The organism is Mycobacterium sp. Root265, assembly GCF_001428895.1.
In the GTDB taxonomy this organism is placed as follows: Bacteria; Actinomycetota; Actinomycetes; order Mycobacteriales; family Mycobacteriaceae; genus Mycobacterium.
This window is the reverse complement of sequence record NZ_LMJA01000029.1, coordinates 325,579-340,603: the sequence shown is the minus strand read 5'-3', so window position 1 is coordinate 340,603 and position 15,025 is coordinate 325,579. Positions and strand designations below refer to the sequence as shown.

Annotated in this window: 15 protein-coding genes; 5 read left to right on the top strand and 10 right to left on the bottom strand. The window is 67.4% G+C overall.

Annotation, left to right across the window (positions count from 1 at the left end; translation table 11 throughout):
- The first annotated feature begins 89 nt into the window (after positions 1–89).
- A complete protein-coding gene (locus ASE48_RS22285) occupies positions 90–2,855 on the top strand; it encodes a helix-turn-helix transcriptional regulator (protein WP_082614352.1) in 2,766 nt (921 codons plus the stop codon).
- Here ASE48_RS22285 and ASE48_RS22280 read toward each other — a convergent pair.
- The 9 genes from ASE48_RS22280 to ASE48_RS22240 all read right to left on the bottom strand — a co-directional run bounded on the left by ASE48_RS22280 (position 2,845) and on the right by ASE48_RS22240 (position 9,818).
- Positions 2,845–3,492, bottom strand: a complete 648-nt coding sequence (locus ASE48_RS22280; protein WP_057169304.1) for a nitroreductase — start codon at positions 3,490–3,492, stop codon at positions 2,845–2,847. The two genes, ASE48_RS22285 and ASE48_RS22280, sit on opposite strands and share 11 nt — an antisense overlap.
- Positions 3,489–4,217, bottom strand: coding sequence for an SDR family oxidoreductase (locus ASE48_RS22275; RefSeq protein ID WP_057169303.1), 729 nt, complete (start codon positions 4,215–4,217; stop codon positions 3,489–3,491). Before ASE48_RS22275 ends, ASE48_RS22280 begins: the two co-directional genes overlap by 4 nt.
- Positions 4,214–4,972 (bottom strand): SDR family oxidoreductase, encoded by a 759-nt coding sequence (locus tag ASE48_RS22270; protein ID WP_057169302.1) that lies wholly within the window; start codon positions 4,970–4,972, stop codon positions 4,214–4,216. The genes ASE48_RS22275 and ASE48_RS22270 overlap by 4 nt, the downstream gene beginning before the upstream one ends.
- Positions 4,969–5,382 (bottom strand): cupin domain-containing protein, encoded by a 414-nt coding sequence (locus tag ASE48_RS22265; RefSeq protein ID WP_057169301.1) that lies wholly within the window; start codon positions 5,380–5,382, stop codon positions 4,969–4,971. Before ASE48_RS22265 ends, ASE48_RS22270 begins: the two co-directional genes overlap by 4 nt.
- Positions 5,383–5,689: 307 nt before the next feature.
- On the bottom strand, positions 5,690–5,914 hold the full coding sequence (locus ASE48_RS22260; RefSeq protein WP_057169401.1) for a hypothetical protein: 225 nt from the start codon (positions 5,912–5,914) through the stop codon (positions 5,690–5,692).
- Between the two features lie 123 nt (positions 5,915–6,037).
- Positions 6,038–7,273: a DUF7373 family lipoprotein gene (locus tag ASE48_RS22255; protein ID WP_057169300.1), complete on the bottom strand. Its 1,236-nt coding sequence runs from the start codon at positions 7,271–7,273 to the stop codon at positions 6,038–6,040.
- Positions 7,274–7,326: 53 nt separating this feature from the next.
- Positions 7,327–8,145, bottom strand: coding sequence for a cutinase family protein (locus ASE48_RS22250; protein WP_057169299.1), 819 nt, complete (start codon positions 8,143–8,145; stop codon positions 7,327–7,329).
- 51 nt (positions 8,146–8,196) lie between these two features.
- The gene (locus ASE48_RS22245; protein ID WP_156409325.1) at positions 8,197–8,811 is read right to left on the bottom strand and encodes a hypothetical protein; all 615 of its coding nucleotides are present in this window, start codon (positions 8,809–8,811) and stop codon (positions 8,197–8,199) included.
- A gap of 74 nt (positions 8,812–8,885) precedes the next feature.
- Positions 8,886–9,818: an AraC family transcriptional regulator gene (locus ASE48_RS22240; protein ID WP_057169297.1), complete on the bottom strand. Its 933-nt coding sequence runs from the start codon at positions 9,816–9,818 to the stop codon at positions 8,886–8,888.
- Positions 9,819–9,899: 81 nt separating this feature from the next.
- Here ASE48_RS22240 and ASE48_RS22235 point away from each other — a divergent pair, with 81 nt between their 5' ends.
- Together ASE48_RS22235 and ASE48_RS22230 are read left to right on the top strand one after the other, a co-directional pair.
- Positions 9,900–10,736 carry an NAD(P)H-binding protein gene (locus ASE48_RS22235; protein WP_057169400.1) on the top strand — a complete coding sequence of 279 codons (837 nt, stop codon included), beginning with the start codon at positions 9,900–9,902 and terminating at the stop codon, positions 10,734–10,736.
- Positions 10,724–11,146: a pyridoxamine 5'-phosphate oxidase family protein gene (locus ASE48_RS22230; protein ID WP_057169296.1), complete on the top strand. Its 423-nt coding sequence runs from the start codon at positions 10,724–10,726 to the stop codon at positions 11,144–11,146. The genes ASE48_RS22235 and ASE48_RS22230 overlap by 13 nt, the downstream gene beginning before the upstream one ends.
- Here ASE48_RS22230 and ASE48_RS22225 read toward each other — a convergent pair.
- Positions 11,134–11,553 carry a MarR family winged helix-turn-helix transcriptional regulator gene (locus ASE48_RS22225; RefSeq protein WP_235571427.1) on the bottom strand — a complete coding sequence of 140 codons (420 nt, stop codon included), beginning with the start codon at positions 11,551–11,553 and terminating at the stop codon, positions 11,134–11,136. The genes ASE48_RS22230 and ASE48_RS22225 overlap by 13 nt on opposite strands.
- A 224-nt stretch (positions 11,554–11,777) precedes the next feature.
- Between ASE48_RS22225 and ASE48_RS22220 the strand changes: the two genes are divergently transcribed.
- Both ASE48_RS22220 and ASE48_RS22215 read left to right on the top strand, forming a co-directional pair.
- The gene (locus ASE48_RS22220) at positions 11,778–12,230 is read left to right on the top strand and encodes an MmpS family transport accessory protein (RefSeq protein WP_235571426.1); all 453 of its coding nucleotides are present in this window, start codon (positions 11,778–11,780) and stop codon (positions 12,228–12,230) included.
- Positions 12,209–15,025: an MMPL/RND family transporter gene (locus ASE48_RS22215; RefSeq protein ID WP_057169294.1), complete on the top strand. Its 2,817-nt coding sequence runs from the start codon at positions 12,209–12,211 to the stop codon at positions 15,023–15,025. The genes ASE48_RS22220 and ASE48_RS22215 overlap by 22 nt, the downstream gene beginning before the upstream one ends.

Below are 15,025 nucleotides of genomic sequence, written 5' to 3'. Positions count from 1 at the left end.
ACCGGCCCCTGCACCGGGGGAATTCCATGTCCCCCGATCGGGGGAACCGAGAACCGCGGCGGCGCTGTCGCTGTGACAGACTTGCCGCGATGACTGCGCTACCCGGTCGTGCCGCCGAGTGCCGAGTGCTGGACGATCTGCTGGCCTCGGTCCGCGCCGGCGGCAGCGGAGTGCGTGTGCTCCTCGGCGAGGCCGGCATCGGCAAATCGTCTCTGCTGCAGCACCTGCGCGCGTCCGCGTCCGGCTTCCTGATGCTCGGCGCCACCGGCATCGAGTCGGATATGGAGCTTCCGTTCGCCGGGCTGCAACAGGCGTGCGCACCGATCCTGGACATGCGGCGGGCGTTGCCCGCTCCGCAGCGCGCCGCGTTGGAGGGAGCCTTCGGTCTCAGCGACTCCGCGCCCACGCCGGACCGGTTCCTCGTCGGTCTGGCCGTGGTCGGTCTGCTTGCTGCCGCATCCGCGGAGCAGCCCGTGCTGCTCGTCATCGACGACGTCCAGTGGCTGGACACCGTGTCGGCCCAGACCTTGTTCTTCGTCGCGCGCCGCCTGCTCGCCGAACGGGTCTGCCTGGTGCTGGCGTTGCGGACACCGATCGACGGAATCTCCGGGTTGCCCGCGATGGCGGTCGGGGGCCTCGACGACGAGGACGCGCGCGAGCTGCTGGAGACCAGCTTTCCCGGACGGCTGGACCCTGCGGTCCGCGACCGTATCGTCGCCGAGGCGCGGGGAAACCCGCTCGCACTGCTGGCCATCACCAAGGATCTGAGCGCCGTGGAACTGGCCGGCGGCTATCAGCGACCGGACCGGCGGCCCGTCGTCGCCGAGATCGAAGATCGCTACCAGGCCACCGTGCAGTCATTACCGCTCGCGGCCCGTCGAGTCCTGCTCCTCGCGGCCTCAGAACCGGTCGGCGATCCGGTCCTGCTACGCCGCGCCATGCAGCATCTGGACCTCCCGCCCGATGCGGCGACAAAGGCCGAGGATGCCGGACTGATCACCATCGAGACCCGGGTGCAGTTTCAGCATCCACTCGCACGCAGCGTCGTCTACCGGTCGGCCGCCCTGGATGAGCGCCGGACCGTGCACGCGGCACTGGCCGCGTGCACCGACCCGGACGCCGACCCCGACCGCCGCGCCTGGCACCGCGCGCTGGCTGCCGACACCGTCGACGCGCAGGTTGCCGACGAACTCGAAGCGTCTGCCCGCCGGGCCCGCCTCAGGGGCGGGACGGCGGCCGCCGCGGCGTTTCTCACCCGTGCGGTCGAACTGACGCCGGACCCAGCCACCCGGGGCATACGGGCATTGGACGCCGCGGAGACCCATCGCGAAGTAGCTTCCTTCGAGGCCGCGCAGCAGCTGCTGGCGACGGCCGAACTCTGCCCGCTCTCGGAGCTGCAGCGCGCCCGGCTGGCCCAGTTACGCACCCGGCTGGTGTTCGTGTCGGCGCGGACCCGGGGGGACGCCGAGGCCCTCGTCGCGTCCGTCGACGGATTCAGCTCCGTGGCAGCACAACTGGAGCTTCTGGACGCCGAGATGGCCACCGAGGCCTACCTCGAGGCGATGAGCGCCGCCATGTACCTCGGCCGGCGGGGTGGACCGAAAGCCGAGCAGATCGCTGTGGCTGCGCGGCGGGCCTTCGCCGGTGTGACCCCCGCGCGCCCCCTGGACGAGGTCACCCATGCGCTGGCCGATCGACTGGCGCTCGGCGCCGCGGCGTCGATGCCCGCGGTGGTCCGCGCGGTGGAGACCCTCAAGCGCGCCGGCCGCGACGAGGTCGCGGGCCAGCGCAACCGGTGGTTCTGGCTGGGCTTTCCCGTCGTGCACGAGTCACTGATCCATGAGGCGTGGGACGATGAGGGTTGGCACGAGATTGCCTCATCTGCAATGAGTCTCGCCACCGAACGCGGTGCGCTGGCGTTGCTTCCGTCTGCGCTGCTCGCACGCGCGGGGGCACATATGGAGGCCGGCGAGCTGGAATCGGCGCAGGCGTCGGTCGCGGAAGCCAACGAGACCGCGATAGCCACCGGTTACACACCGCTCAAGTACCACCGGCTGGTGCTGTCCGCGTGGCGCGGGGACGACGCGGAGGCGACGCGTCTGATCAACTCCGCACTCAAGGACAGCGCGGCCCGCGGTGAGGGCCGCATCGCGGGCCTGGCGTACCTGGGCACCGCGATCCTCAACAACGGCAAGAGCCGCTACCCCGAGGCTCTGGAAGGCGCGCTGCGCGCCTTCGAATACGAGGACCTCGGATTTTTCAGCGAGCTACTGCTCGAACTCATCGAGGCCGCTGTGCGTGCCGACGACCCCGACAGCGCCACGGACGCCCTGCAACAGCTGGAAGGGCGCACACTCGCCTGCGGAAGTCCGCGAGCGCTCGGCTCGTTGGCGAGATCCCGGGCGCTGCTCGCCGGAGAGGAAGAAGCCGAACAGTTCTTTCAGGAAGCGCTGAATCAGTTCGGCCGCACCCGCCAGGCCATCCACCTCGCACGCACCCAGCTTCTGTACGGGGAATGGCTGCGCAGACACCGTGCCGCCAAGCAGGCCCGTGATCAGCTTCGCGCGGCGCATGTTTCGCTGCAGCAGATGGGCGCTACGGGGTTCGCCGAGCGTGCCAGACGCGAACTTCAGGCGGCTGGAGCCAAGACCCGCAAACAACCCACGGCCACCGGTGACGCGCTGACCGCGCAGGAACATCAGATCGCGCAGCTCGCCGGCCGGGGTCTGACCAATCAGGAGATCGCCGGCCAGCTGTTCATCAGCGCGCACACCGTCGAGTACCACCTGCGGAAAGTGTTCGCCAAGTTGAATATCCGCTCACGGCGCGAGCTGCGTGCGTTGTTCACAGGATGATGACGTTGTCACCCAAGCTGTTTCGCGGAATGCTCAGATTGTTGGCAGCGAAATCCGGGTCGGCGTAACCGATACACAGCCCACACAGGACGGTCAGCTCATCGGGAATCCCGAGTTGTTCGCGGGCGATGTCGGGATACAGCGCCGTGGACACCTGCACGCAGCTGTCGATCCCGCGCTCGGTCAGCGCCAGCAGCAGGGTCTGCAGATACATCCCGACCCCGAGTGCATCGGGCAGACCCAGGTCGCGGTGCATGCACATGATTCCGGCCACCGGCGCGCCGAAGAACTCGAAGTTGCGCAGCTGGGCCGCCCAACGGCCTTCGGCGTCGTCACGTGCGACGCCCATTGCGCCGTAGATGAGCGCACCCAGTTCACGCCGCAGCGGGGCGAACGTCTCGGGAAGTCCCAGATCTGCGGGCGGGCTGATGTGGGCCTGCGCCGACAACGCGGCCGCCAGCTTGTCGCGCCGGTCTCCGGTGGCCAGGAACAGCCGCCACGGCTGCACATTGGAATTCGACGGGGCCCGCGCCGCCAATGCCAGCGCCTCGTCGAGCAGATGCACCGGAACCGGCCTGTCCGGCAGAAACTTTCGGGACGAATGCCGGCCGTTCACGACCTCGCTCAGCGTACTCATCGCGCACCGAGCCAATCGGAGAGCCGGGTCGTCCCCCGCTCGGCGTCGTCGCCGGTGACCAGGCTGCGCTCGGTCACCGGCGTGCCGAAATAGGTGGCGTCCGGGTCGACGACGGCGGGCAGGCCCAGCACCAGGGACGCCATCTCCGCGAAGGTCAACGTGTCGGGCCCGCCCACGTCATGCACGCCGTCAGCGGGGGGTTCGGTGGCGATCCGGGCGAGCACGGCGGCGACCTCGGCCGAGGCGATCGGCTGGATCAGCGCATCGGGCGCGTGCACCTGTCCGTCGGTGACCAGCGAGCCGGCGATCAGCTCGGTGAGCTCATGGAATTGAGTCGCCCGCACGATGGTGTACGGAAGTCCGGAGTCCGCAACGGTTTTCTCCTGCACGACCTTGCCGCGCAGGTATCCGCCACCCTGTAGGGCGTCGACACCGACGATGGACAACAACACGTAGTGCCGCACCCCTGCCTTCTTCGCGGCCATGGTCAGATTGGACGATGTCGCGGTGAAGAAGGCGAGCGCCGCATCGTCTTCCGTGGTCGGGGAGTTGAGTACGTCGATGACGGCATCGGCGTCGCCCAGCGCCGCATCCAGACCCGATCCGATGGCCGCGTCCACCCCTGAGTCACGAGAGGCGGCGGTGACGTGATGGCCGGCCGCCGTCAGCAAGGGCACGAGCTGGCTGCCGATCTGACCGGTGGCGCCGACGATGGTGATCTTCATTTCGACATTTCCTTATCCGGGCTCTGCAGCCAATGGTCGAAGGTGAGCCGGCCCGTGACACTGTCATCGGTGCCGCGCAGAGCTCCGGCGCGAGCGGCGCGCCAGTACTTTCCGGGCAGCACGGCGCTGATGGGCCGGCGCTTGATGCCGTCGTGGGCGAACGTCTTTCGCACCATGCCGATCAGCGTCTCATCGCGTGGCCCGACGAGGTCCCGCACCCGACCGGCCGGCCCTGCTTCGGCGAGGTCGAGCAGACGCTCGGCGACCTCGCGGGCGGCCACCGGTCGGAGCAGCATCTTCGGCACCAGAGCGACGGGTCCGATCGTGCCCTGCGCCAAGGCCTGCCCGGCAAACTCGTGGAACTGGGTGGCGCGCTGCAGGGTCCACGGGACCTCGGATTCTGACACCAGCCGCTCCTGGGCGAGTTTGCCTGCGTTGTAACCGGTGTCGAGACCGTCGATGCCGACGATGGAGAGCGCCACATGGTGACCGACGCCGGCGGTGCGTTCGGCGGCCAGCAGGTTGCGGGTCGCGTCGGTGAAGAAGGCGACCGCCTTGGCGGTGTTCATGATCATCTGGCTGGACACGTCGATGACGGCGTCGGCGCCGGCCATCGCCTCCACCAGGCCCTTGCCGGTCGTCACATCCTGGCCGGATGCGCGGGACAGCGCGATGACATCATGGCCGCGTCGACGACCCTCGTTCACGACATGCTTTCCGACGTTGCCGGTCGCGCCGGCGATGACGATTTTCATTTCGCATCTCCCGGCACGCGACGGTCCCGGCGGGCTTCGAGTTCGGCGTCGTCCACGATGACGAACATCTGCTGCTCGGGTGAGCACAGCATGGTGACCAGGAAGCGCAGCGGCACATCGTCGCGGTTGTTGCCGTCGGAGTAGTGGATGACATCGCCGCCCGGCTCCCAGAATGCTTCGCCGGCCTTGATGACGCGCGGAGCCTCACCTTCGAGTTCGAAGAGCATCTCGCCTTCGAGGACGTAACCGAAGCAAGGGCCGCCGGGGTGGCGGTGCGGTGGGGCGCCGGGGTCACCCGGTCCCCACTCGATGATCGCGGTCATCGCGTGGGCACCCTCGGGAATGAACGGTGGTTGCACCCCCTGGATGACCTTCATCGCCTTGGTGAGCTTCTCCAGTACGTCCGACATGGTGTTCCTTTCGTAGCGGCGTTCGTTCCTGCTGCTACGACATTCGCACCGGCTGCGGGGTTACAGAATCACGGAAAACCCGTAGTCCCTTCGCGGAGGGACTACGGGTTTTCGGGTGGGCCGGGTGCTACTCGGACTCGTCGGGTTCCTCGGTCGGCAGGGCTTCGGCCCCCGGTGTGGCCGGTGCGAGCACCTCTTCGTCGGCCTGGACTTCGGTCGGCTTCGGGTCCTGAGATGTCATTGCGCTGTCCTCACGGTTGGTGGTCACCTTGTCCGGAACCCTGTACCCGGGCAGGCGCGGGAGTAATCAGCGGCGGTGGTAGTAGCCGTGGTGATGACGACGGCTCAGGCTGCTCACCCCGGTCTGCGGTGCGTGGCTCTGGTGGGTCGCGGCGGCCTGGCTGGTGGTGGGTCCGTAGGTGTTCACCGCGGTGGCCTGCGCGTGGCATGTGGTGGCGGCGCCCACCGCGATGATGGCCGGTGCGGCGGCGACGGCGAATCCGGTGGCGATGCGGCGGGTGACGGCGTTCATGTCGTAATCCTTTGTGTTGCTGCTGTTCTGATGACTCAAGAATGCCGCCGGCAGCAGGCCCCGTCTGTCGGCCAACTGGCCCTCGCACCGGGTGAACCCGATGTCCCCCGATCGGGGGAAGGATCAGCCCGCGGTCAGCAAGATGTACTGCGCCGCCATCTGTTGATGCGCTGCCGGCAGCGACTCGGCGTTGACCTCCACGGCGTACCGTCCCGCGGCGGCGACGCAGTAGAACGCCTTTCCGCGCGCCGAGCAGTGGCTGTCGGGCAAGGCGGGCACCGGGTCGGCGGGCGCCGCGCCCTGCGCGGTGACCTCCTTGCTGAAGGAGCCGACGACCATCGATGCCAAACCGGGACTCTTTGCCTCGTAGACGTTGGTCAGTGCCATGGCCACGGCGGTCACGCCGGTATCGGTGAACAGCGTCTTGGAAGCGATGGGATTGCTCTGGAAGTGCACTGCGCCACGCCGGGTGTAGACGGCGTTCTTCGTGGGCGCGGCACTGCCTGCCAGGGGCAGTGTCTTGGCCAGCAGACCGGTCGGGTCCAGCGGAACGTCGGCCAGCGCATCGGCCGGTGCCGGCTGGAACTCGTCGATCCGTGGGCCCTGCACCTCGATGGCCTTGCGCACCAACGCCGCGGCTGGATCGAAACCGTCGACGGACTGGACGAGTTGCATGAACACATAGGGGCCGTGCGGGGAGAACGACCGGACCACCGTCCACTCCTTGTCCGATTCGTGTGGGGTGAAGGGGTATGTCGAGGCGGCGGCTTCGGGATGACCGGGAATCACCGCCGGCGTCGGGGTGGCGCCGCGGACAGACTGGGCGGCGGCACCGGAGTTCATGTCCTTCGCGGCCGCGGTGGCGGCCGCGGGGTCGGGAAACCGGAACACCGCATTCATCATCACCGTCTTGTCGGTGACCTGCCGGGCCGAGGCGAACCCATTGACGAACCCGTGGCGTTCGGCCTGCTGCGCGACGGTCTCCGGCGCGAACTGCATCAGCGACCCCGCTGAGTCCAGAAGGTAGTAGGTGGCCAGGTAGGGGGTGACCAGGGCCTCGTCGGCCTCCCACGGACCGATCACGAGGTCGGCGAGATTCTGGGCGTCGGTGACAGCGCCGATGCGCGGGTCACCGGCATTGCCCAGCGGCGGTCTGGGCGCCGTCGGGTAGGTGCCGGCGTCGAGCAGGGTGGGGCTCACGATGGGCGCCACGGTGGTCGTGGGCACATTGGCCGCCGGCGCACCGGGTGACTCCGTGGTCGCGGAATCGTCGGGCGCTGCACACGCAGCAAACACCAGCACACTGACGGCGAGGGCACCGGCTTTACTGAAGCGGCGCAACGTATCTGAAGTGTTCATGCTGGTCCGACCCTATCGGGGGGACCGCATGCCGGCGACGGGTTCGCCGAAGTTCACGCCGTGGCGTCGGCAACCACCGGCACCGGGCTGGAACTCATCACCAGGTTGTACAACGGCCCACCCCAGGCGTGAGGTCCGCTCGCAGCGGGGGCGTAGGAGGTGTGGATGACGATGGCCGAGGCGGGCAGCTCTTCGGCCTCCGCGTCGTAGTCACACACCGGATCGCCGATGTCGCAGACGCTGACGGTGCGCGCACCGATGGCCGGCGGCAGCGGCGAGGTGTCGGTCGAGGCCAGGAAGGAGTGCTCCTGCGCGACGCCCTTGCCCGCGCCGGGCAGCACCGCTGTCGATCCCAGGTTGATGGTGGTGTCGGCGGGCAACCGGTCGCCGTCGGCGACCAGGAGCGCGGCCGCCACGTTCGGAGCGTCGGCCAGGTCGTGCAGATTGCGGTGGATCACCATCGCGCCCTGGGAGTAGCCGGCGAGCACGACCTTGGTCTGGGGGCACCTGGCGGTGAACGCCTCGAGCTGGTCGGCGGCGGCATCGGTGCCGTCTTCGACGCTGTCCATGAAGTCCATCCAGCCGCCGACCCCGCCACCGAGCGGAACCGGGGCCGCCGGGTACTGCACGGCCTCGGCCGTGATGGTCCGGCCGCTGGCGGCCAGTTCGGAGCTCAACTGCTGGTAGGACTGGTAAACCACATCGCCCATACCGCCGTTGGCGGTCAGGTTGGCGCCGTCACGCTGGCCCGAACCGGCGGCACCGATCCAGTGGAAGTCGGCGCACTGCGGTGCGGCCGCGGCGGTGCCGCCGGCCAATCCGACCAGGGTCGTCGCAGCTACCGCGACCGCCATACCCAAACGAATGAACATGCTGGGTACATCGCGGGAGGGACCGCCCACCGTTACGCCGGGTGAGCTCCATCACCCCGGCCCCGCGGTCAGCGGGGTGAACGTGATCACCGGCCGCGGCAGGTGGCTGCGGTCGCACTCCTGGCATACCGCCTGATCGACGATGTCCACGATGGTCGCTGCTCGCCGGTGATCGTCCAGCCACAGCCCGGTTGATCCGCCGCACAGGGCCAGGCGCTTGACGCCTGCCCCGCATGCTTGCAGGACCGCCGCGCGCTGCACCAGCCCCACCGCCGCGGTGGCCCATTGGTCGGTCACCGTGGCGTCGCCGACGTCGGCGTGCAATCCGATGACCTTCAGGCGACGGTCCCCCAGCATCAGCGGGGCGTGATCGTCGAGGTACAGGTATTTCGTCCCGTCCGCGCATTCATCGAGGCGGGCCATCTGGTGCGCGGTGCCGACGATGAACCGGCGTACCCCCAGGCGCACGGCACGGCGGGTGACGGCGCTGTCGGGCCCGCACCGGTACACGACCTGGAACGGCCGGATGCGGTGGCGCCGCACCAGGTCGAGGCCGCGGTCATCGTGCGCGGTCACCGAGACACTGTGCGCGCGAGCCCAATCGGCCAGTGCGGGGTCGGTCAGCGCCGCGGCGGGCAGGTTGTGCGCGGCCATCGCAAGAGTCATGCATCCAGGTGTACGTCGGGCTGTCCGGCGTCGCCGCTGTCCGAACGCAGTCCTGACGCCTGCGGGGCCGGTCTTTACGCGATGTTGATGCGGCGGAACTCGCTGGGGTTCACGCCGCGCACCCGCTTGAAGGCGGCGCTGAAGGTGAACGGGTCGGTGTAGCCGACCGCGCGGGCGACCTCTCTGACCGTCGCCGTCTCCTGCTCGATCAGCAGGTCCATCGCCAAGGTCATCCGCCACCCGGTGAGGTAGGTCAGCGGTGGTTCGCCGACCAGATCGTTGAAGCGTTTGGCCAGTGTCGACCGGGACACACCGGCTGCGGCGGCCAGCGACGAAACCGTCCACGGGGCAGCGGGATCGGCGTGCAGCAGTCGTAGCGCGTCACCGACCACCGGGTCGCGCTGGGCGGTCCACCAGGTCGGCGGATGACCTTCGGGGCTGTCGAACCAGGTACGCAACGTGCAGACCAGCATCCAGTCCAGCAGTCGGTCCAACACCACCTGTTGACCGGGGATGTCGAGCGCCGCCTCGGCAGCCAGGTGGTCCAGCACCGCGTCACCGTTCCCGCCGCTGTCCAGGTGCAGGACCGCGGGCAGCGCGTCCAGCAGTCGGCGGCTGATCTCGCCCCGCACCGGATAGGCGCCGACCACCAGTGTGGTGGCCCCGGCGCCGCTCCCGCATTCGTCATTCCAGCCGATCCGGTGCCGGGTGCCGCCGTACTCGGGCTTCGCGCACATCTCCCCGCAGGCGATCGGCTCGGCGGCGGTGTCGAGGTCGTCGACGAAGGTGAAGGTGTCCGGCCCCTTCACCACCACGGTGTCGCGGTCGCGCATCCGCACGGGCGGGCCGTGCTCGGGGACCAGCCAGCCCTGCCCGTCCAGCGCGGTGCACAAGGTCAACGGCGCACCGTCCACGAAGTGCAGGGACCACGGTGCGGTCAGCTGCGAGCTGCCGAACAGCGAGCCGTGCGCACGCACTCCCCGGCAGAGATCACCGAACACGTCCATGCCCTCGAGGTTAGACGAATACACATGCATACCGGCTTCATGCCCATGGAATCGTCCGCGCAACCCGCCTTGAATGGGGTCATGAGCAAAGACAACATCCTCGTTCTGGCCGCCAGCGGAAAGACCGGTCGTCGCGTCGCCGCCCGCCTGCGATTGCGCGGCATCGCCGCCCGGCTCGCCTCCCGATCCAGCAAGACCCCCTTCGACTGGTCCGATCCTGCCGGCTGGGATGCGGCACTCGACGGCGTCACCGCCGTGTACATGGTGGCGCCCGCCGTGGTGGGTCCCGCACCGGAGTTCGTCGCCAGGGCGGAAGCCGCCGGCGTGCAACGCCTGGTGCTGTTGTCCGGACGCGGGGCCGACACCTGGGGTGATTCACGCTTCGGGTTGGACATGCGTTCCGCCGAAGAGGCGGTGCGCGGTTCGGCGTTGGAGTGGACCGTTCTGCGTCCCAACAACTTCGCTCAGAACTTCGACGAGGACCTGTTTCACGCGCCGTTGGTCGCCGGGGAGCTCGCGTTGCCGGCCGGTGAGACGCCCGAGCCTTTCATCGACATCGAGGATGTCGCCGACGTCGCGGCCACGGTGCTGGCCGAGCCCGGCCGGCACGCCCAACGGATCTACGAATTGACCGGCCCCGACGCGCTCACCTTCGCCGAAGCTGCCGACATGATCTCCCGGGCGTCGGGGCGACCCATCACCTACAAGCAGATCTCCCCCGCCGAGTACACCGCCCTCCTGGTCGAACAGGGCGTCGGTGAAAAGGATGCCGAGCACGTCTCCGAAATGTTCGTGCTGATGGACGGCGGTCCGCTGGCCACGACCACCGACGGGGTGGCGTCCGTACTGGGCCGGCCGGCGCGGACCTTCGAGGACTATGTGCTGCGGACCGCGGCGGCCGGAGTGTGGTCCCGGTGAAGCTGACGCCCGAGGACCTGGAGTTCCTGCGCCGCCCGCTCTACGGATTCTTCACCGTGGCCGCCGGCGCCGACCCGCCGCAACCCCGGCCGGTGTGGTTCGAAGCCACCGGCGACGGGACCGTCGAGCTGTTCACCCTTGCCGACGCGGCCAAGGTGCGGCGCCTGCGCGCCGACCCACGCGCGTCACTGGTGGTGGCCGCCCCGGTGGGTGAACGTGAGCGCTGGGTCGCGGTTGCCGGACCGACGAGTCTGGAAGACCATGGGGCGCAGGAACTCGCCGCCCGGCTGGCCGCCCGGTACTGGGACCTCGATGACGGGGCACGGACAGCCGAGCTGCAGGAGATGCTGGACGCCGACCTGCTGCGGGTGGTCATCCGCCCGGACAAGGTGGCGCGCTACACGCCCTGAGGCGCATCGGCAATATCGCGCATCTTTTCCAGCAGCCGGGATGCCACCTGGGCCGCCAGCCACAGCGCCTGCCGGTCCTCCTCGGCCAGACCGTCGAGGAGACCGGCGATGCGTTGCTTGCGCACATCGGCGCGCTCATTCCACAGGTGGCGGCCCGCCCTCCCGATCATCACCAGGCAGGCCCGGCCATCGTCGGGGTCGTTCCTGCGCTCCAGCAGCCCTTGGCGTTCCATCCGTTGCACGAGCTGTGTCATACCCGACTGGCTGGAGCCTTCCGCCTCGGCGAGCGCTGTCACCCGCATCGGGCCTTCCCGATCCAGCCGATTGAGCACCAGTGTGGCGCTGGCGCCGAGATCGTCACGTTCGGCGAGATGCCGCCACAACAGATCTGCACTCGAAGTGATCATTGCGGATATGGCGTCCACCGGCGTTGAACTCATACGTGACTTTATATCATTTATAGGATGCATCGAGGGTCCATCCGGGCTCGGCCTGAAACGCCTCTCGCCGACCATTTGATTCCATTGGCGACTTTTTCACAGAGTTTCACTAATATTTGGCCCACTAGGCGGACATATAACCCGCGGGCACGCTTGTCATTTAGATCGTAGATACGATATAAATTCTGTTCGTGACCGAGCAGCCATCGCAGGGCAGGCGCCGCGGCCTTCTGGCGAAGGGCTGGCTGCCCCTTGTCACCGTGGTGGCACTGGGCGCGGGTTCGTTGGGCGTCTGGAAGGTCCACGAGATGTCCGAACCCGGAGCTGTTCCCGCAGTCCTGGCCGCACAGGCACCCGAGCAGTTCACCCCGAAGCGGCTGACCTATGAGCTGTTCGGATCCATCGGCGACGGCGGGATCCTGAGCTACGTCGACATCAACGGGCAACCACATCGGGTCGACCTCACTGCGCTGCCGTGGTCGCATACCGAGACCACCACCCTCACGGTGGTGTCCGGCAGCATCTCCGCACAGGTCGACGGTGGTCAGGTGGGATGTCGAATGCTGGTCAACGACGTTGTGCGCGACGAACAATCATCGACCCATGACGATGCTGATGTCACCTGCCGGGTGAAGTCCGCGTGAGCGTCGCACGCACCGTGCGTGTGCTGGCCGTGCCGATCATCATCTTCTGGGGCCTGCTCGCAGTCAGCACCAACACCTTCATCCCCCAGGTCGAGAGGGTCGCCGAACAACTCGCCGGTTCGATGATCCCCGGCTATGCGCCTTCGCAGGTCGCGATGATGCGCATCGGCGCGAAGTTCCAGGAATCCACCTCTACCAGCCTGGCCATGCTCGTGCTCGAAGCCGATCGTCCGTTGGACGACGGCGACCACCGCTACTACGACGATCTGGTGGGCAGGCTCAAGCAAGACCCCGATCACGTGCAGTACGTCATGGATCTCTGGGGCAAACCGATCACCGCTGCCGGAGCCCAAAGCGTGGACGGCAAGGCCACTTTCGTGCTGCTGCGGCTCGCAGGCAACACCGGACAGATCCAGGCGAACGAATCCGTGCAGGCGGTGCGGGATGTCATCGCGCACGACGCGCCGCCACCCGGGCTCACCGTCTACGTCAGCGGTGCGGCGCCGCTCGCCGCCGACACCCTGTCCATCGCCAACTCCAGCCTGAACAACATCACCATCCTGACGATCGCGCTCATCGTGGTGATGCTGCTGGTCGTGTACCGCTCCCCGGCAACCCTGCTGGTGCCCTTGATCAGCGTGCTGATCCAGATGCTGGTGGCCAAGGGCATCATCGCCACACTCGGGCACATCGGGTTCATCCCGCTGTCCTCGTTCGCGGTGAACATCGTGGTGGCGCTGACCCTCGGTGCCGGGACCGACTACGGCATCTTCCTTTTGGGCCGCTACCAGGAAGCCAGGCAGGCCGGCGAAAGCCGGGAGCAGGCCTACTACACCGCGTATCGCAGCGTTGCCCCCGTCATCATCGGTTCCGGATTGACCATCGCCGGTGCCTGCTACTGCCTGAGCCTCGCGCGACTGGACTATTTCCACACCATGGGTCCGGCGGTGGCGATCAGCATGCTGTTCACCATCGCGTCGGCTCTCACGCTGGCACCGGCGATACTCACGTTGGGCAGTCTTTTCGGCCTGTTCGATCCCAGGCGGGCGGCCAGATCCCGGCTGTACCGGCGGATCGGAACGAGTGTGGTGCGCTGGCCCAAACCCATCTTCGTGGCCAGTTGCGCCGTCGTCATGGTGGGGGCGATCTTTGTGCCGACCTACCGGGTCAGCTATGACGACCGCGCGTATCAACCGTCCACTGCTTCAGCCAATCTCGGCTTCGCCGCCTCGAACCGGCATTTCTCGGAAAGCAAGCTGTTCAGCGAGATGCTGATGATCGAGTCCGACCATGACATGCGGAACTCAGCCGACTTCATCTCCTTGGACCGGGTCGCCAAGAGCCTCATCCGGCTGCCCGGAGTCGCCATGGTGCAGAGCATCACCCGGCCGCTGGGCAGGCCGCTCGAGCACGCCACGATCCCTTACCTGTTCACCACCCAGGGCAGCGGCAGCGGCCAGCAGTTGCCGTTCAACGAACAGCAGAACGAGAACACCGACAAACAGGCCGCGATCCAGACCCGGTCGATCGAGGTACTGGCACAGGTGCTGGACCTCACCCAGAAGATGTCCGACGAACTGCATTCGACCGTGCTCACGCTGGAGAACGTGGAACAGGTCACCGCGGACATGAACCAGGGCATTGCGAACCTCGACGATTTCCTTCGGCCACTGCGCAACTACTTCTACTGGGAGCCGCACTGTTTCGACATTCCGGCGTGCTGGGCGATGCGATCACTGTTCGACGCGCTCGACGGTATCGACAGCCTCGAGACCGAGATCACCAATGCCGTTGCCTCACTGGAGGCCGTGGACAAACTGCTGCCGCAGTTGATCGCACAACTGGAGCGGATGATGGAGGACACCCGGGCCCTGCAGGTCGTCATCACCAACTCCTACGGCCCGGCGCATCTACAGTCCACCCAGACCGATCAGACCTTCGGCGACCTGATCAATGTCGGCAACGATTTCGACCGATCCCGAAGCGATGACTTCTTTTACATTCCTCGGGAGGCGTTCGACAACGAAGACGTCAAAACCGGTATGCAGTTGATGATGTCGCCGGACGGGCAGGCCGCCCGGTTCATCATCACCCACGAAGGCAACGCCATGGGCCCGGAGGGCATCGAGCACGTCGAGGCGTTCCCCGAAGCGGTGAAAGCCGCGCTCAAGGAGACGTCCCTCGCCGGAGCGAAGATCTATATCGGCGGGGCGGGCTCGAACAACAAGGACATCAAGCAGTACGCCACCTCCGATCTGCTCATCGTGGCGATCGCAGCGTTCGTGTTGATCTTCCTGATCATGCTGTACCTGACCCGGAGTCTCATCGCGGCGTTGGTGATTCCCGGAACGGTGGCGTTCTCCTACGCGGGGGCGTTCGGTCTCTCGGTGCTGTTCTGGCAGCATCTGGTCGGCCTGTCGTTGCACTGGCTGGTCCTGCCGCTGACGTTCATCATCCTGGTGGCGGTGGGTTCGGACTACAACCTGCTGCTGATCTCCCGGGTCAAGGAGGAAACGGGTGCCGGCTTGAACACCGGGCTCATCCGCGCGCTGGGCAGCACCGGCGGCGTGGTCACGTCCGCGGGACTGGTGTTCGCGTTCACGATGCTGGCGATGCTTGTGGGTGATCTCCGGACCATCGGTCAGCTCGGTTCCACCGTCTGCATCGGACTGCTGCTGGACACCTTGGTCGTCCGGTCGTTCATCGTGCCGTGCATGATGCGTCTGCTCGGGCCGTGGTTCTGGTGGCCGACCTTCATCCGTCAACGCCCGCTGCGTCAGCGGAAGACGGCCTGA